The 17,959-nt window shown below is 55.7% G+C and carries 19 protein-coding genes; 18 read left to right on the top strand and 1 reads right to left on the bottom strand.

Annotation, left to right across the window (positions count from 1 at the left end; all coding sequences use genetic code 11):
- Positions 1-4: 4 nt before the first annotated feature.
- The 8 genes from alr (at position 5) to QU660_RS05435 (ending at position 9,855) form a co-directional block, all read left to right on the top strand.
- Positions 5-1,135, top strand: coding sequence for an alanine racemase (alr, locus tag QU660_RS05470; protein ID WP_304945538.1), 1,131 nt, complete (start codon positions 5-7; stop codon positions 1,133-1,135).
- A gap of 19 nt (positions 1,136-1,154) precedes the next feature.
- Complete coding sequence (locus tag QU660_RS05465) at positions 1,155-2,477, top strand: hemolysin family protein (RefSeq protein WP_304945537.1); 1,323 nt, start codon at positions 1,155-1,157, stop codon at positions 2,475-2,477.
- A gap of 111 nt (positions 2,478-2,588) precedes the next feature.
- Positions 2,589-3,047, top strand: coding sequence for a hypothetical protein (locus QU660_RS05460; protein ID WP_304945536.1), 459 nt, complete (start codon positions 2,589-2,591; stop codon positions 3,045-3,047).
- 108 nt (positions 3,048-3,155) lie between these two features.
- Complete coding sequence (locus tag QU660_RS05455; protein ID WP_304945535.1) at positions 3,156-3,887, top strand: YebC/PmpR family DNA-binding transcriptional regulator; 732 nt, start codon at positions 3,156-3,158, stop codon at positions 3,885-3,887.
- A gap of 78 nt (positions 3,888-3,965) precedes the next feature.
- On the top strand, positions 3,966-4,907 hold the full coding sequence (locus QU660_RS05450; protein ID WP_304945534.1) for an AEC family transporter: 942 nt from the start codon (positions 3,966-3,968) through the stop codon (positions 4,905-4,907).
- A gap of 49 nt (positions 4,908-4,956) precedes the next feature.
- Positions 4,957-7,539 (top strand): magnesium-translocating P-type ATPase, encoded by a 2,583-nt coding sequence (gene mgtA, locus QU660_RS05445; protein ID WP_304945533.1) that lies wholly within the window; start codon positions 4,957-4,959, stop codon positions 7,537-7,539.
- 26 nt (positions 7,540-7,565) lie between these two features.
- Positions 7,566-8,192, top strand: coding sequence for a cytidylate kinase-like family protein (locus tag QU660_RS05440; protein WP_304945532.1), 627 nt, complete (start codon positions 7,566-7,568; stop codon positions 8,190-8,192).
- A 79-nt stretch (positions 8,193-8,271) separates the two neighbouring features.
- A complete protein-coding gene (locus QU660_RS05435) occupies positions 8,272-9,855 on the top strand; it encodes a C40 family peptidase (protein ID WP_304945531.1) in 1,584 nt (527 codons plus the stop codon).
- Between the two features lie 146 nt (positions 9,856-10,001).
- Here the strand turns inward: QU660_RS05435 and QU660_RS05430 are convergent, their stop codons facing one another.
- Complete coding sequence (locus QU660_RS05430) at positions 10,002-10,493, bottom strand: HD domain-containing protein (protein ID WP_304945530.1); 492 nt, start codon at positions 10,491-10,493, stop codon at positions 10,002-10,004.
- 230 nt (positions 10,494-10,723) lie between these two features.
- Between QU660_RS05430 and QU660_RS05425 the strand changes: the two genes are divergently transcribed.
- Genes QU660_RS05425 through atpC form a run of 10 tightly spaced genes read left to right on the top strand, consistent with a single transcriptional unit; the run spans position 10,724 to position 17,906 of the window.
- On the top strand, positions 10,724-10,993 hold the full coding sequence (locus QU660_RS05425; RefSeq protein WP_304945529.1) for an AtpZ/AtpI family protein: 270 nt from the start codon (positions 10,724-10,726) through the stop codon (positions 10,991-10,993).
- Positions 10,994-11,011: 18 nt separating this feature from the next.
- A complete protein-coding gene (locus QU660_RS05420) occupies positions 11,012-11,446 on the top strand; it encodes an ATP synthase subunit I (RefSeq protein ID WP_304945528.1) in 435 nt (144 codons plus the stop codon).
- Between the two features lie 3 nt (positions 11,447-11,449).
- Positions 11,450-12,211: a F0F1 ATP synthase subunit A gene (locus tag QU660_RS05415; protein WP_304945527.1), complete on the top strand. Its 762-nt coding sequence runs from the start codon at positions 11,450-11,452 to the stop codon at positions 12,209-12,211.
- A gap of 39 nt (positions 12,212-12,250) precedes the next feature.
- Positions 12,251-12,532: an ATP synthase F0 subunit C gene (atpE, locus tag QU660_RS05410; protein WP_304945526.1), complete on the top strand. Its 282-nt coding sequence runs from the start codon at positions 12,251-12,253 to the stop codon at positions 12,530-12,532.
- A gap of 15 nt (positions 12,533-12,547) precedes the next feature.
- Positions 12,548-13,051 (top strand): F0F1 ATP synthase subunit B, encoded by a 504-nt coding sequence (atpF, locus tag QU660_RS05405; protein ID WP_304945525.1) that lies wholly within the window; start codon positions 12,548-12,550, stop codon positions 13,049-13,051.
- Positions 13,048-13,587, top strand: coding sequence for an ATP synthase F1 subunit delta (atpH, locus tag QU660_RS05400; protein ID WP_304945524.1), 540 nt, complete (start codon positions 13,048-13,050; stop codon positions 13,585-13,587). The genes atpF and atpH overlap by 4 nt, the downstream gene beginning before the upstream one ends.
- Positions 13,588-13,602: 15 nt before the next feature.
- Positions 13,603-15,144, top strand: coding sequence for a F0F1 ATP synthase subunit alpha (gene atpA / locus QU660_RS05395; RefSeq protein ID WP_304945523.1), 1,542 nt, complete (start codon positions 13,603-13,605; stop codon positions 15,142-15,144).
- Positions 15,145-15,156: 12 nt separating this feature from the next.
- Positions 15,157-16,047 carry an ATP synthase F1 subunit gamma gene (atpG, locus tag QU660_RS05390; RefSeq protein ID WP_304945522.1) on the top strand — a complete coding sequence of 297 codons (891 nt, stop codon included), beginning with the start codon at positions 15,157-15,159 and terminating at the stop codon, positions 16,045-16,047.
- A gap of 23 nt (positions 16,048-16,070) precedes the next feature.
- A complete protein-coding gene (gene atpD, locus QU660_RS05385) occupies positions 16,071-17,477 on the top strand; it encodes a F0F1 ATP synthase subunit beta (protein WP_304945521.1) in 1,407 nt (468 codons plus the stop codon).
- 12 nt (positions 17,478-17,489) lie between these two features.
- Positions 17,490-17,906: an ATP synthase F1 subunit epsilon gene (gene atpC, locus QU660_RS05380; RefSeq protein ID WP_304945520.1), complete on the top strand. Its 417-nt coding sequence runs from the start codon at positions 17,490-17,492 to the stop codon at positions 17,904-17,906.
- The last annotated feature ends 53 nt before the right edge of the window (positions 17,907-17,959 follow it).

Raw genomic sequence — 17,959 nt, 5'->3', positions numbered from 1 at the left:
GGATTTGGAACGGCAGGATAGAGAACAGATGCGTGTCTACGCAAAAATCAGCCGTGCGGCGCTCCGTCACAATATGGAGGCCATGCGGGACAGCTTGCCCGAGGGAATCCGAATTGCCGGCGTTGTCAAGGCGGATGCCTACGGGCACGGCGCAGCCTTGGTCGCGGATACCATCGCGCCCTATGTCAGCTTTTTCTGTGTGGCAACTGCGGAGGAAGCTCTCGGGCTTCGAAAGCACGGTATCGAGAAGCCCGTTTTAGTCTTGGGACCCGTTTTTGATGCGGACTACGAGGACTTGGTTCGGGCGGAGATTCGCCCTTCGATTTTTACGGAAGAACAGGCAGAGGCTTTGTCAAAGGCGGCGGAGAAACTTGGTCGCAAGGCTGCCTTTCACCTCGCGGTGGATACCGGCATGCATCGCATCGGACTAAAACCGGATGCGGAGGGTGTTCGGCTTGCGGGGCGCATTGCAGCGTTTTCAAACCTGGATTTTGAGGGCATGTTTACCCATTTTTACCGCGCGGACGAGTGGTCTCAGGAGACTACGGAACTGCAAGAACAGCGCTTTCGCGATTTCCGCAAAGCACTGCGGGAGAGGGGACTTTCACCCCGCATCTGCCACATTGCAAATTCCGCGGGTATTTTGAATCTGCGCGGCACAGAGTATGATATGATGCGGGCAGGTATTTCGATTTACGGCATCTATCCCGCGACGGAAATGGCACATCCTTTGGCCTTGGAACCGGTTCTGTCCCTGCACAGTACCGTGACTTATGTCAAAGAGCTTCCCGCCGGCGGGGCCGTCAGCTACGGCGGCACCTTTGTCGCGGAGCGCCCCATGCGGGTTGCCACGGTATCGATCGGCTACGGAGACGGCTATCCGAGAGCGCTCAGTAACAAGGGAGAGGTCCTGATTCACGGGAAGCGCTGTCGCATTCTGGGGCGCGTCTGCATGGATCAGCTCATGGCGGATGTGAGCGCGGTGCCGGAAGCGAGAACCGGTTCGCCCGTCACGCTGCTCGGACGGGACGGTGAAGCCTGTATCACCCTCGAAGAGCTGGCAGAGCGCTCGGGCCGCTTTCACTACGAAATCTTATGTTGTCTGAATCAAAGAGTGCCCCGCATCGATAGCTGAGGCGGAGAGAGGAGTTTTTTTGGACAGTCTGTTGCCGAGTATACTCGGCTTTCTACCTGCACTATGGCTTTGCGGCACAGCCTTTTCCTTCGGAGCCGCCCTGCAAAATCTGAGCGAAAAGGAACTTGCCGCGCGATTGGAAGCGGGCGATAAACGCGCCGGGCAGTTGTTGCGACATAAGGGAAGGCCGGGGGCCTTCATCCGCAGTCTCCAGTTGCTCACGATACTGCTGGGCTTCTCGGTCGGCGGTTTTTGTCTCTTGCCGCTTGTGAAGGCGCTTTCCGAGCGTGTTTTCTTGAAAGGCCTGCCGCAGGCGTATGCTTTTTCGGCTGTCTTGGTCTACGGACTCGCGGCCATGATTTTCACCGCGTTCGGCACCCTCTTGCCGAAGCGACTCGCGGAACGGAATCCGGAGAAGGCAGCACAGAGAGCGCTTTTTGCGGTGCGCGCTTTCATGCTGGTGCTCGCCGTGCCGGAGTGGCTGGTACTCAAGCTGGTTACCTTGGTTCTGAAATTTTGCGGCATCGAACCCGAACAGGCCGGGGAAAATGTCACCGAAGAGGACATTATGTCCATGGTAAACGAGGGGCATGAGCAGGGAGTCGTGGAGTCCGATGAGGCACAGATGATCACCAACATCTTTCGCCTGAACGATAAGACAGCGGCGGATGTGATGACACATCGAAAGCGCGTCATCGCCCTGGACGGAGAGATGACACTCGGAGAGGCGGTCGAGTTTCTTCTCGACGAAAACGTGCACTCACGTTTTCCCGTGTACAGGGATGACATAGACCACATCATCGGCATACTGACGCTGCGCGACGCCATGCATTTTTCGCGCACGGAGGCGCGGCGCGACAAGAAAATCTCGGAGTTGCCGGGGCTGCTTCGCGATGTCCACTTTGTACCGGATACGCGGGCCGTTGACCTCTTGTTCCGCGAGATGCAGTTTCGAAAACTCCAGATGGTCATTGTGGTAGACGAATACGGGCAGACCGACGGGCTGGTCAGTATGGAGGATATCCTCGAAGAAATTGTCGGTAACATCACGGATGAGTATGACCGCGATGAGGATGAAATTCGAGCGCTCCCGGACGGAACTTGGATTATGCACGGCTTCACCCGTCTGACGGATGCGGAAGAGGCGAGCGGAATACCGTTTACCGAAGAGGAGAGGGAGAATTTCGATACCCTGAACGGCTTTTTGATCGCAAAGCTCAACCATTTCCCGGAGGACAATGAGAGGGCAAGCATACGCGCCCACGGTTTTCTGTTCCAAATCCTGAAAGCGGAGGACAGAATGATCAAAACCGTAAAAGTTGAGTGGCAAGAAGAGGAGTAAATCTTACATTTTTCAGTCGTTTTTGCTTTCAACGTCGGAATCTCTTTACAGAAATTTAAGTTATCGGTATGATAGGAACAAGAAAGTTCGACAGAAAAGGGGGAACCGGTTATGAAGATTGCGAAATTAGCGGTAGCGTCGGTGGCGCTGACACTTGCGCTGAGCTTTACGGCATTTGCGGGAACCTGGAGACTCGGCGAGAGTCGTCCCGACTCCTGGTGGTATGACTATGGGAACGGGCAGTATCCTTCGAACACCTGGCTCTGGCTCGACGGAAACAAAGACGGCATCTCTGAGTGCTATTACTTCGACAACGACGGATGGCTGCTGACCGACACCACGACGCCGGACGGCTATCAGGTGAATGCGGACGGACAGTGGATTACCTACGGACAGATTCGCCGCGTGTACTCGACGGCGGCGACCATTGCGGCGGTCAAAGCGTCGGGAGATAAGACCTACAGCCCGACCAATGTAAAGCGCAACCACGGTGCGAGCGGCACCTTTGACGAGGAGACCGGCAAGCGTGTAGGCGGCGTGGAGTCGCCCTTCACCACCACGGTATATTGATTTTGTGAAACGCGCGTCGGTTGACGCGCGTTTTTTCGCGTGTTAGTATGGGACGGTAAAAACGGCGCAGCGTGCGCCGCGCAGAATAGAACAGAAGGAGTTTTTGGTATGTCAGGACATTCCAAGTTTGCGAATATCAAGCACAAGAAAGAAAAAAATGACGCCGCAAAGGGCAAGATTTTCACCGTCATCGGAAGAGAGATTGCGGTTGCAGTCAAAGAGGGCGGCCCGGATCCTTCCAATAACTCGAAGCTCAGAGATGTCATCGCAAAGGCGAAGGCAAACAATGTCCCGAACGATACCATCAATAACGGAATCAAGAAGGCAGCGGGCGGCCTTGACAGCGTGAACTATGAGCAGAACGTTTACGAGGGCTACGGTCCGTCCGGCGTTGCCATCATCGTTGAGACCTTGACGGACAACAAGAACCGAACGGCGGCAAATGTGCGCGCGGCTTTTTCAAAGGGAAACGGTAACGTCGGTACGCCGGGTTGCGTCTCTTTCATGTTTGATCGCAAGGGTCAGATTCTGATTGATAAGGAAGAGTGCAATATGGACGCGGACGAGCTCATGATGTTTGCACTCGATGCGGGCGCAGAGGATTTCGCGGACAATGAGGACAGCTACGAAGTTTTGACCGACCCGGATCAGTTTTCCGCGGTGCGCGAGGCCTTTGAGCAAAAGGGAATTGCCATGCTCGAGGCGGATGTCAAGATGATTCCGCAGAACTGGGTCAGCTTAAAGAGCGAAGAGGATCGGAAGAAGATGCAGCGCATTCTGGACCTGCTCGATGAGGACGATGATGTCCAGGCGGTGTTCCACAGCTGGGACGAAGAATAAGTGATTTGAGGGTTTTGAAGGGGGAGAGGAGGAACACAGCCTCTCCCCTTTTGTATTGGCAAAGAGAAGGAGGTTTGCTTGGGAGAGTTTTTAAACGCGGTGTCGGCGGTTTTTGTGATTTTCAGCCTGATGGCGGTTGGCTTCTTACTGGGAAAACTCAAATTTATGACGGCGACCGAGAAAAAGTTTGTGAGTCGTTATGTCATCAATATTGCGGTGCCGCTCAATACGATCGTCGGTATCCAGAAGAATTTGAAGCGCGCGGACATGCTCGAAATGGGGCCGTTACTGCTGGTGCCCTTGCTTACCATTCTCATCTGTCTCGCGGTCTCCATGCTGGTTGCAAAGGCTCTGAAGCTTCCCAAGCGGAGAAGCGGTGTCTTTGTGGCGCTCGCCTTTCTCTCGAACACTCTGTTTATCGGCTTGCCCATGGCACAGGAACTGTTCGGCGATGTCAGCTTGCCCTATGTGATGCTTTACTACATGTGTTCGACCGTCTTCACCCAGACGGTTGCTTTGATGTTGGTGGAGCATTCCGGAGATGCGGCGGAACAGAAGGAGAAGAAACAGAATTTGTTGGTCTCGCTGTTCACAAAGCCGCCGATACTCGGCATCATTGCGGCCTATGTGCTGTTACTCGCAGACATCCGCCTGCCGCGCATTGCGATGAGTTTCATGAACTATGTGAGTGCAACAGTAACGCCGCTCGCGCTGTTTTACTGCGGCTTTGTGATCTATGAGCTCGGGAAAAAGAGCCTGCGCCTTGAACGCGGCATTCCGGCCATGCTGGTGCTTAGACTGCTGTTTGCCCCGTTGGTTTCGATCCTGGTGACCCGTGCCCTCGGAATTACGGGTCTTCCGCAGAAAGTCTTCCTCATTGAGGCGGCGCTGCCCTCGGTCTCGCAAATCACGGTCATGGCGGGTGCCTACGGCGCGGACGAACAGTACGCGGCCATCGGTTCGGTACTGTCCACCTTGGGTATCTTTATCACGGTACCGATTTTGATGGTTATGTTCTGAGGGCCGGAATCGGAATCGAGTTTATTCGGAAGGAAAGAGGGGCGTTGGAATGAAAACCGAATTTTGGAGTTTGCAGGCAGACGCTGTGTTAGAGGGGCTCTCGACCGCTGCGTCGGGTCTCTCCGCAACAGAAGCGGAAAAACGACTGGAGGCCGATGGCAAAAACCGCCTTTCAAAGGGAAGAGGGGAAAGCCCGCTCCGGGTTTTCCTCAGACAGTTTGAGAGCCCGGTCACACTGCTCTTACTCTTTGCGACCGCCGTCTCGTTTTTGATGCAGGATACGACGGATGCATTGATTATTTTCGCGATTGTCCTCTTTTCGGCAGTGCTCAGCTTTTTCCAGGAGTACCGCGCGGGCGTTGCGGTCGAGGAACTTTTAAAAGTGGTCGGCGACAAAGTGACGGTATGCCGGGATGGTAAAGAGCGGGAAATTTCGGCGGAGGAACTTGTCCGCGGCGATGTGATCTTACTCCGGGTCGGCGATCTTGTGCCGGCGGACTGCTACCTCCTCGAAGCGAGCGGTCTAACGGCAAACGAGAGCGCACTGACCGGCGAGACTTTTCCGGCGGAGAAACACGCCGGTGCGCTCGACGTTGCGACTGTGCTCGCGAAACGCAGCAACTGCCTCTACATGGGGACCGGCATTAAGGCGGGGTCCGGAAGAGCGGTCGTCGTGCACACGGCGGCGGAGAGCGAGTTCGGAAAAATTTCGAAGAGCGTGCAGAGCAAGGAGACGCCGACCGACTTTGAGCGTGGCGTGCGGAAATTCGGCGCGTTTCTGATTCGCATCACAGCGGTAATGCTCGCGGCCATTTTCCTCTTCAATGTCCTGATGAAGAAGCCGCTGTTTGACTCCTTTATGTTCGCACTGGCGCTCTCGGTCGGACTGACGCCGCAGCTGTTGCCGGCGATTATCAGCATCAATCTCGCAAAGGGCGCAAAGCGCATGGCAGAGCAGAAGGTCATTGTCCGGAAACTCAATGCAATTGAGAACTTCGGCAGCATGGATGTGCTCTGCTCCGATAAAACGGGAACCATCACGCGGGGCGAGGCAGCGCTCTCGGGAGCGGTCACGGCGGGAGAAGGCTTGCAGGATAAAATTTCGGAAGACAGCGCACTGCCGGAGGCACTCGCGGTCGCCCGAGAGAGTCTGTTGCTCGCAGCCTATTTAAATGCGAAATTGCAGGAGGGCTATCGGAATCCGCTCGACGATGCGCTGACAAGAAGGGAGCGCCCCATCGACGCTTATCGAAAAGTCGCTGAGATTCCCTACAGCTTTGAGAGTCGCTGCCTGACGGTGACGGTAGACACGCCCGAGAACTCTCTGTTTCACGGCAATCGCGTCATGATTACAAAGGGCGCGCTCGAAGAGATTCTCGCGAGATCGGTCTCTGCCATGAACGCAGCGGGGCGGGAAGTACCGCTCGACGAGATGCGGAATGAAATCGAAGCCGGGTATGCACACTATGCGGGACTCGGCTACCGCGCAATCGGCCTTGCGACCCGTATTCTCTCCGCCGATGAGGATGCCGCAACGGCAAAGGATTGCGGACTCATGTTCCGAGGCATGTTGCTCTTCCTTGACCCCTTAAAGGATAACGTACGCGAAACGGTAGCTGCGATTCGGCAAGAGGGCGTGAGCCTCAAAATTATCACGGGCGACAATGCGTTGATTGCGGCAAACATTGCTGGACAGCTTGATATGGACGCGAAACAAATCATGACGGGCAGCGAAATCGCCGCTCTCTCCAAGGACGAATTAAAGGCGCGGGTCCGTGAAGCCGAACTCTTTGCGGAGGTGGATCCCGGGCAGAAGGAGGCAATCATACTCGCGCTGAAGGAGGCCGGTGCGGTTGTCGGCTACATGGGAGACGGCATCAATGATGCGCCGGCTCTCCACGCCGCGGATGTCGGCATTTCGGTGGAGAGCGCGAGCGATATCGCAAAGAGCGCGGCCTCCATCGTTCTTCTCGAGCAAGATCTCGGCGTGCTGCTCGCGGGGATACGGGAGGGCAGAAAGACCTTCGCGAACACGCTCAAATATATCTTTATGACGACGAGCGCAAACTTCGGCAATATGTTCAGTATGGCGGGAATTTCGCTGATTCTGCCCTTTTTGCCGCTCCTACCGAAACAGATTCTCAGCACAAATGTGTTGACCGATATGCCCGAGGTACAGATTGCGGACGACGTGGTGGATGCGGAGTGGATAAGCCGCCCGATACGCTGGGACTTCCGCATGATACGTCGTTTCATGCTGCTCTTCGGTTTGATCAGTTCCACGTTTGACTATCTGACCTTCTTTGTCTTGCTTCGCGTTTTCCGTGCGGATGCGGCGCTCTTTCGAAGCGGTTGGTTTGTCGAGTCGGTGGTCTCTGCCGCACTCGTCGTATTGATTATCCGGACGTCCAAGCCCTTCTTTCAAAGTCGTGTGGGCAAGGGACTTTGCTTTGCGACCGTCTTGTCGATTTTAGCGGCAATCGCCTTACCCTACACGCCGCTCGGCGCGCTGCTAGGCTTGGTGCCGCTGCCCGCTTCTTTGCTCGCAGCTCTTGGCCTGGTTGTGGTATGCTATATGCTGACAGCCGAGATAGCAAAGCGCTGGTTCTACCGGAACGGCAACGGCATCTAAGCATAAATTAACAGGAGGAAATGACCATGAAACAGCATCTTGTCATTACGATTGAACGGGAGTACGGAAGCGGCGGACGTCTGCTCGGCAAGGCACTCTCGGAGGAGCTAGGCATTCCCTACTATGACGATGAAATTATCCGCACCGCCTCCGAGTATGCGGCGGTGGGAGAGAAGTATTTCCGCCTTCATGATGAGAAACCCGGCAAAAGTCTCTTCGGACAGGCGCGGGATGTAATCGGAAAACCCCGCGTCGCGGGCAACATCACAAACCCGGACAATCTCTTCCGCTTCGAGGCGGAGGCCATACGAAAGATGGCGGATCGGGGTTCCTGCATTTTCATCGGCCGGAGCGCGGATTTTGTGCTCGATGCGACCGAGTTCGGGGAGTTTGTGAGCCTCTTTGTGTACTGCGACATGGCGAGCAAAGTGAGACGCGTCATGGAAGTGGATGCTGTGGATGCCGAGGAAGCCATGAGTCGCATCCAGAAAATCAACCGGCAGCGTCGGGATTACTGCCGCTACTATACCGGCAACAACTGGGGCGACCCCATGCTCTACGACTTGCCGCTTAACACGACGAAGCTCACCATCCCCCAGACGGCGGAACTGGTGAAGACCTACCTTCGTTTCCGGGGGCTTTTGGATGCCTAAATATGGTTCACAGTTTTTTTACAGACAGGGCAGGGGTCTCGGGTTATAATAGAGGCGCTTTCGTCTGGAGGGAAGCGCTATGAACAACAATCCGAGAAAAAATCTGGGTGCCGGCCTTTCGCCGCAACGGCGGAAAAGACGGCGCGCCTTCACCACTTTACAGAAGACTGCGGCGGGACTCGGCGCAGTTCTTTTGGTGTGCGGAACCGCTGCCTTTGTGCAGGGGCGAGGCGGCAAAGCGGCGCGGCGCGGCGCGATAAATACGCCGAGCAACGCGGAGGCGGTGCAGACCATTGAGGCTACGCTGTCGCCGGAAGAATCCCGCGCGGCGGAACTCGAGGCAAACGCGCGCACGGTGGTGGACAGCTATCATAACCTGGGCATTGTCAATGTCGAGGGGTATCTCAACATGCACAAGGAGGGATCACAGAAGAGCGATGTGAACGGGAAGCTCTTCGGCGGCTCCGCCTGCGAGATACTCGATAAGACCGAAGACGGTTGGTATCACATCTCTTCGGGCGGTTTTGAGGGCTATGTGCACAGTGACTATGTGAAGACCGGAGACGAGGCCAAGGCACTCGCGCTGCAGAATGTAAAACGTCGCGCGATTGTGAAGGCCGATAAACTGAACATACGCTCCGCACCGAGCAAGGATGCGGACAGCGTGGGCACTGCCCTGCAGAATGAGCGCTACGAGGTGCTCGGCGAGCAGGACGGCTTTGTGCAGACGCGCTCAGGCTATATCAGCGAGGATTACGTGGAGATTCAGGATTGTCTGAACGAGGCGCGGAAACAGGATCTTCGCGCCATGGTGCTCAATATGTACGACAATCTCGGCGTCTCCGAGGTTACTGGGTATCTGAACATACGCGAGGAGCCGAAAGAGGACGGTAAGATCATAGGCAAACTGACTTCCAAGGCGGGTTGCGATGTCCTGGAGACTGCGAACGGCTGGCTGAAAATCAAGTCGGGCGGTATCACAGGTTATGTGAAGGCGGAGTATATTGCGACCGGGGAACAGGCCAAGGAGGAGGCCATGCAGAACGCCTCTTTGATGGCCATTGTGCACACCGATGTTTTGAATGCGCGCGCCGAGCCGAAGGAGGACAGCGCGATTTGGACCCAGATCAACAACAGTGAGCGCTATCCCGTTGTGGAGCAGCTGGACGGCTGGGTCAAACTGGAACTCGAGGAGGGCGATGATGTCTTCGTGAAGAGCGAGTACGTCGAAGTCCGCTATGCATTGAATGAGGCGATTCATTTCAGCCCGCAGGAAGAGGCGGAACAGGCTTCCCTGTCGCGCCGTCAGCAGCTGGTCAACTATTCGCTGCAGTTCCTCGGCAATCCCTACGTCTGGGGCGGAACGAGCTTGGAGCACGGTGCCGACTGTTCCGGCTTTACCATGAAGATTATGGAGCGCTACGGCGTCTCCCTTCCCCACTACTCGGGCGCGCAGGCACAGATGGGCAAGAAGGTCTCGGAGAGCGAGATGCGACCGGGCGATTTGGTCTTTTACTCGAACTCGCGCGGAACGATTAACCATGTCGGCATATACATCGGCAACGGTCAGATTGTCAATGCGGCGAGCCGCCGTTCCGGTATTAAGATTTCGAGTTGGAACTACAGAACCCCGCGCGCCATTCGCAATGTCCTCGGGGACTGAGTGAGTTACAGAGCGATAGGACAAAAAGAGTTGGTAAAGAACCCCGCAACGCTGGTAAAATCAAGCGCTGCGGGGTTCTTATCTTCTGTGAAACAGGCTGTCTTAAAAAACCACCCGCTATGCGGGTGGCGACAAATCGCGGAGGCTCAGAGTCCCAGTATCAATTTTGCTTCCGCAATTCCGCTTTTTGTTCGAAACAACGTTTTCATCGCCGTTTTGACCTCGGCGCGCGGTATGTGTTTTTCGCGAACGGACGCAATGTAAACGGCTTCCAGCAGAATTTGCAGGTCCGGATCTTCCGCGGGCTCCTCGCTGTGGTGCCGGGAAACCAGATAGACAATGCGCTCCAGTTGTTCCGCGGGCATGTCGGCATCCCGCAGGAAATCACGCACCAAAGCAGCTCCCTCCCGTGCCTGAAGCGCGGGGTCCTCGCTGCCGTATGTTTCGCGGCACAGCGGGTAGGCGATATTATGGGTTAAAGCCGCGACTTCAAGCGCATAGCGCTCCCGGCGGCTCAACGGTTCGCCGTCCGCAATTTCCCGCGCAAAGCCCCAGACGCGGAGCAAACGATCCAACTCGCGCATATGTCCTTTCGAATAAAATGCAATATCGCGCGAAATTTCTTTGACGCTCTTCATCAAAATCCTCCGAAACGGTTGTACTCATGCAATCTTTGCGCATGGCGGAGGAAATGTCCAGCGCTTTCGGAAGATAAGCGCCATATAAGCTATCTTTTGTGACAGACTTACAAAAAAGAGAAGTTTATGGTCGGGAGAGCTTGGGCAGTATTACCTTGACAAAGTTCCTCGCGAGTGATAAAAATAAATTGGTATTCCAGTGTTCCGGTGTTGTAGAGAGAGGCAAGAAAATGAAGCATCGTTCTGAGATTATGCAAAACCTTTTGCTCTTAAGTCAGTTCGGTCTTTCTCTCGCGGCGCCGCTTCTTTTATGCCTTTTTTTGTGCCATCGTCTGGTTTCGGCCGGGCATGTCGGTGAATGGGTATACATTCCGGGTTTCTTTTTCGGCCTCGGTGCATCCTTTACAACGGCATGGAAGCTCTATCGGCAGGTTACGGAGCGGACAAAGCGGGAAGAAGAGGAAAAAGAGACGCGGGTTGCGAGCAATGAACACCGCTGAAAACAGAAGAGGAGGGCTATGAAGATACAGAAGGCTGTTCGGCGCGAGACCGAAAAAGTGGCACTCGGCGTGGCGATTATGACGGCGCTTATGCTGGGAATCTTGTTTGCCCTGCATCTTGTGTTTCCGGGGAAGTTCGGTTTTTCTCTCGGCACGGTTGTCTCTGCGCTGCTCGGCGCAGCAGTGAGTGTTCTGAACTTCTTTTTGATGGGACTTACGGTGCAGCATGTTGCGGGCTTGGAGGATCCCAAAGAGGCGAAGCGTTTCATGCAGAAATCCTATGTGAATCGCAATACCATGCAGATTGTGTGGATGATTGTCGCGGTTGCCGTGCCCTTCGTTCACCCGATTGCGGGTATACTGCCCCTGTTCTTTCCGGGCCTTTTCGTGCGCTTGCAAGGTTTTTTTCCGAAAAAAGAGGAAACAGAAGCAAAGCAAGGGGGTGAGATCTAAGGTATGAACTTTGATATTTCCGGCGCAAAGATTTTCTTTCGCATTCCGACCCATTTGCCGATACTCGGAGACATTGTTGTTTCGGAGACGGTGGTCATTTCCTGGTTGGTCATGCTGATTATCACGGGACTTTGTATTTTCCTGACCCGCGGTTTGAAGGTGGAGCACATCGGGAAGAGACAGGCCCTCGCGGAACTGATTGTGGAGAGTGCGGAGAACTTGGTGCGGAACAACACAGGCGGCACCAAGTTCGACTACCTGATTCCGTTCGTCGGTGCGCTGTTTGCGACGAGCGTGGTGTCAAACCTGATCAGCCTGGTGGGGCTCAGAAGCCCGACGGCCGATCTTTCGGTTGAGGCTGCTTGGGCTTTGACCGTATTCACGATGATTACGGCAAACAAGATTAAGGCGGGTGGACTGCTCGGTTATCTGAAGGGCTTTACAACGCCGATTCCGGTAATGACACCGTTTAACATTCTCTCGGAGATTGCGACACCGATCAGTATGGCTTGCCGTCACTTCGGCAACGTGCTCTCGGGCGTGGTCATCAACGGTCTGATTTACGCGGCGCTCGGTGTCGCTTCGGCAGCGCTGTTCGGACTGATTCCGGGTGCGGTCGGAGATTTCCTCTCCGGCATTCCGATTCTCGCGGTCGGACTTCCGGCAATTATGTCGTTTTATTTCGACTGGTTTTCCGGCATCATGCAGGCTTTCATTTTTACAATGCTCACCATTATGTACATTGCGAATGCGTCCGAAGGTTAAGGCGGCTTTGCAATCACCAACATTTAGGAGGATAGAGTCATGACAGATTTTCAGTTTCTTGCAAGAGGTATCGCGCTCATGGGTTGCGGAATCGGTGCGGGTTGCGCGCTGATTGCCGGTGTCGGCCCCGGTATCGGTGAGGGTAATGCGGTTGCAAAGGCGCTGGAGGCAATCGGCCGTCAGCCGGAGTGCAAGGGCGATGTGACGAGCACCATGCTCCTCGGTTGCGCAATTGCGGAGACCACGGGTATTTACGGTTTCGTTACCGGCCTGCTTCTTATCTTCGTGGCACCGGGCATGTTCATGAATTTCCTGAAGTAAGTCGGGAGGGTTAAGATGGATACACAGGCACTGGTAACCATCGTGCCTTCGACCTTTGTTCTGACCATCCTGAATCTCTTCATTCAGATATTTCTGATGAAGAAGTTTTTGTTTCAGCCGGTGAAGCGCATCCTTGAGGAGCGCCAGAAGCGCGCGGATCAAAACATCCGGGCCGCAGAACAGGAAAAGGCGGAGGCAGAGGCTGTCAAGGCAGAGTATACGGAGAATATGGCGCGCGCACGCGAAGAGGCGGCAAGCATTTTGGAACGCGCAAAACAGGATGCATCCCAGCAGGCGGATGAGCTGCTTGCAAACGCGAGAACAGAGGCGCAGTCGCTGAAGGCGAAAGCGGAGAATGATATCCGCCAGGAGAGAAAGCGCGCGCTGAACGAGGCGAAGGATGAAATCGGCGGACTCGCAATGGACATTGCGGGCCGTGTGGTCGAGCGTGAAATTCACGAGTCGGATTACCGCGCACTGATTGACGACTTCCTGCAGAAGGTTGAGGATGCGTCATGATGCGCGTGGCTGAGCTCTACGGCGGCAGTCTCTACGATCTCGCCGCGGAGGAGAAGCAGGAGAGAGACTTGCTCGAAGAGATGCAGGGCGTACAGCATTTATTGCGGGAAAATCCGCAGTATGCCGCGCTGCTCTCCGAGCCGAGTATTCCGAAGGAGAAGCGCTTGGAACTTTTGGACCAGGCGTTTCGGGCCGAGCTTAAGCCTTATCTCCTGAATTTCTTAAAGCTCATTACCGAGAGAGGGCTGCTGTTTCAGTATGCCGGCATGTGCCGCGCCTACGAACAGCGCTTTAACAAAGCGCATAACATTGCCGAGGCGCTGGTCCGTACGGCGGTACCGCTCGAAGAGGCGGAGCGCGGCAAACTGAAGGAAGCGCTGGAAAAGCAGAGCGGAAAGCAAGTGGTACTCAAAGAGCGGATTGATGCAAGTCTGCTCGGCGGCATGGTGGTCGAGATGGACGGCAAGACCTTGGACGGCAGTGTTGCGGGTCGACTTCTCGCCATTCGCAAAAAAGTGGAAGAGATAGTACTGTAAAAAGGTGGGCATAGAATGGAATTAAAGTCAGAAAAGATCTCTGAGGTCATTCGAAGCCAGATCAAATACTACGAGAACGCCATCATTCAGAACGAAACCGGGACGGTGCTCACGGTCGGAGACGGTATTTCGAGAGTTTCCGGCCTTACAAATTGCATGTCCGGCGAGCTTCTTGAGTTTCAGGATGGCAGCTTCGGTATGGCACAGAATCTGGAGGAAAACAGCGTCTCGGCGGTTTTGTTCGGCTCGGACGTCGGTATTCAGGAGGGACAGACCGTTAAGCGCACGGGGCGCGTGGTCTCGGTTCCGGTCGGCGAGGCTTTGCTTGGCCGCGTCGTGAACGCAATCGGTCAGCCGATTGACGGAGCGGGCCCGATCGCAAGTCAGGAGTATCGCGCGGTCGAGAGCCCGGCACCGGGCATCATCGATCGCCAGCCGGTCAAGGAACCCATGCAGACGGGTATCAAGGCAATCGACTCGATGATTCCGATCGGAAGAGGACAGCGTGAGCTGATCATCGGCGACCGTCAGACGGGTAAGACGACGATCGCGCTCGACACCATCCTGAACCAAAAGGGCAAGGATGTCATTTGTATCTATGTTGCAATCGGCCAGAAGCGCTCCACGGTCACGGGACTTGTGAATACGCTTAAGGAAGCCGGTGCGATGGACTACACGATTGTGGTTGCGGCAACGGCTTCGGAGCCGAGCCCGCTGCAGTATCTCGCACCCTATGCGGGCTGTGCGATGGGTGAGTTCTTCATGAACCGCGGTCAGCACGTGCTGATTGTCTATGACGATCTTTCGAAGCACGCGGTGGCATACCGCGCGATTTCGCTTCTGATTCGGCGTCCGCCAGGCCGTGAGGCGTACCCGGGCGATGTCTTCTACCTGCACTCGAGACTCCTGGAGCGTGCGGCAAAGCTCTCCGCAGAGAAGGGAGCGGGTTCGATGACGGCGCTGCCGATTATCGAGACCCAGGCGGGCGATGTCTCTGCCTACATTCCGACCAACGTCATTTCGATTACCGACGGTCAGATTTTCCTTGAGACCGAGCTCTTCCACAGCGGCGTTATGCCGGCTGTCAACCCGGGTATTTCGGTGTCGCGTGTCGGCGGAAACGCGCAGGTCAAGGCGATGAAGAAGGTCGCGGGCACCCTGAAGCTCATCTACTCGCAGTACCGCGAGTTGCAGAGTTTCGCGCAGTTCGGTTCCGATCTCGATGCGGATACCAAGGCGCGTCTCGCGCAGGGCGAGCGCATTGTGGAAGTCTTAAAGCAGGGCAAGTCGGCACCGGTTTCCGTTGAGAAGCAGGTTGCGATTCTCTATGCGGTCGTCAATAACATTTTGCTTCCGATTCCGGTCGAAGACATTCGGGAATTCGAGGAGGATCTCTATCGCTTCCTCGACAGAGATCCGGATGCTGTCTCCGTCATGGAAGAGATACGCAAGACAGGCGCTTACAGCGAAGACGCTGAAGCGCGTCTGAAAGCAGCGCTTCAGCGTTGCACCGAGGAATTTTTGCAGAGAAGACAGACGAGTACGGCACAGGCTTAATAGGAGGAGACGATGGCTGCAGCAAATATGAAGTCCGTCAAACTCCGGATTAAGAGTATCCAGAACACCATGCAGATTACGAAGGCGATGGAATTGGTCGCATCTTCGAAACTGCGGAGAGCCAAGGAGAAGGCGGAGGCAAGCGCACCTTACTTCTCGAGTCTCAGACAGACGCTCATCAACATTGCCGCCGAGAACACGGACTATACCAGTGTCTACGCGCGCGAAAATAAGAGTGAGCGCCACTGCTATATTCTGATTGCGGGTGACCGCGGCATGGCGGGCGGATACAATGCGAATTTGTTCCGCGCGTTTGAAGCGGAGAGCAAGGGGAAGAATTTTTCCGTGCTCCCGCTCGGAAAAAAGGCCCAGGACTACGTCTCGCAGAAAAAGCTGGAACGGGTAGAGACAGAGAACATACCGGTTGCATCGGTACGCATTTCGGACTGCTTCGCACTTGCAAGAATGCTCTGCAGAAAATTTCGTGAGGGAGAGTTCGGACATGTTTCGCTCTTCTACACAAGCTTTGTCTCGTTGATGAAGCAGGAGCCCGGCTCTTCCACCATGTTGCCGATTGCGGACTTCAAGAGTGAGGTCTGCGAGATTCGCGGCAAAGAGGGAGAAGAGAAAAAGCAGGCTCAGAATTTGATCCTCTACGAGCCGAGTGCGGAGGAAGTCTACGACGCGATTGTGCCGGAGTACCTTGCGGGTCTCCTCTACAGTGCCGTGTCGAGTTCGCTCGCGAGTGAGTACGCAGCGCGCCGCACGGCCATGGAGGCGGCGACGGACAATGCGGCTGAGATGATTGACAAACTGAGCCTCTACTATAACCGCGCGCGTCAGGCAAGCATCACGCAGGAAATCACGGAGATTGTCGGCGGTGCGGAGGGGAGCAACGGTTAAGCGCTTATGAAGGAGAAGCTTTGATGAGTGAGCAACATGTAGGTAAAGTCGTTCAGGTGATGGGCGCTGTGCTCGACGTCCGCTTTGCGGAGGGAGAACTTCCGGCGCTCCTCCATGCGATTGAAGTAGATATGCCCGAGGGCAAACTCATTGCGGAGGTAGCGCAGCAGATCGGAGACGATACAGTTCGCTGCATTGCGATGAGCTCGACCGACGGCTTGGTGCGCGGCGCGGCCGCGCGCGATTTGAACGGACCGATTACGGTGCCGGTCGGAGATGCGTGCCTCGGCCGCGTGTTCAACCTGCTCGGTGAGACGGTCGATGACGGCCCGGCGGTGGATACGGCGGAACGCCGCAGCATCCACCGCGCGGCCCCCTCGTTTGAAGAGCAGACCCCGGCGACCGAGATTCTGGAGACCGGTATCAAGGTTGTCGACCTGATCTGCCCCTACGCAAAGGGCGGTAAGATCGGTCTCTTCGGCGGTGCGGGAGTCGGTAAAACCGTCCTCATTATGGAGTTAATCCATAATGTCGCGACGGCACACGGCGGCATCTCGGTGTTCACCGGTGTCGGCGAGCGCACGAGAGAGGGTAACGACCTCTACGGCGAGATGAAGGAGAGCGGCGTCCTCGATAAAACGGCGCTGGTCTACGGACAGATGAATGAGCCGCCGGGCGCAAGAATGCGCGTGGGTCTTTCGGGACTCACCATGGCGGAGTACTTCCGCGATGAGAGAAACCAGGACGTGCTTCTCTTCATCGACAACATTTTCCGCTTTACCCAGGCAGGTTCCGAGGTTTCGGCACTGCTGGGACGCATGCCCTCCGCCGTCGGTTATCAGCCGACCTTGGCGACGGACATGGGTGCTCTTCAAGAGCGCATCACCTCCACCAAGAAGGGTTCCATCACGTCGGTGCAGGCAGTTTACGTCCCGGCCGATGACTTGACGGACCCGGCACCTGCGACCACCTTCACGCACTTGGACGCGACGACGGTCCTTTCGCGCGACATTGCAAGTAAGGGTATTTACCCGGCTGTGGATCCCCTGGATTCGACGAGCCGCATCCTGACGCCGGAAGTTGTGGGCCAGGAGCACTATGACATTGCAAAGGGTGTGCAGCAGGTTCTGCAGCGCTATAAGGAGTTGCAGGATATCATTGCCATCATGGGTATGGACGAGCTCTCGGAAGAGGACAAGGTCGCGGTATTCCGCGCGCGTAAAATCCAGAACTTCCTCTCGCAGAGTTTCTCTGTCGCAGAGCAGTTTACGGGCCTCAAGGGTAAGTATGTCTCCCTCAAGGAGACGCTCCGCGGTTTCCGCATGATTTTAAACGGCGAGTGCGACGAGCTTCCGGAGAGCGCCTTCCTTCTGGTCGGCGGCATCGACGAGGCGTTTGAGAAGGCAAAGGCGTTAAAGAACGCGCAGTAAGGAGGAGAGCGCATGGCGAACTTCCACTTGGAAATTGTCACGCTGGACGGGCTGAAATATGAGGGTGAGGTGGAGCGTTTAACGCTCCGCACCATCACGGGCGATCTCGCAATCCTCGCGCGTCATACAAATTACTGCACTGCGGTCGGCATGGGCACGGCTAAGCTGCGCTTTCCCGACGGAAAAGAGCGGGAGGCGGCTTGCGTCGGCGGCATGCTCTCGGTGATGGACGGTATGTGCCGACTTTTACCGACCACCTTTGAGTGGAGCGATGAAATCGATTTGCTCCGTGCGGAGGAGGCAAAGCAGAGAGCCGAGGAGCGGCTCAAGGCGAAACTCTCGGACGAGGAGAGAATTCAGGCGCGTGCAAAATTGTATCGGGCACTGATTCGTATCCAGACGGCGGGACAGCCGAAGCTGAAGCTTTGAACGCGAGATACGAAAATGCATAAGACAGGGGAATTTGTCACGGGAGGCGAGAG

It is taken from the genome of Stomatobaculum sp. F0698 (assembly GCF_030644385.1).
Classification (GTDB): Bacteria; Bacillota; Clostridia; order Lachnospirales; family Lachnospiraceae; genus Moryella.
This window is presented reverse-complemented; position numbering and strand designations above follow the sequence as displayed.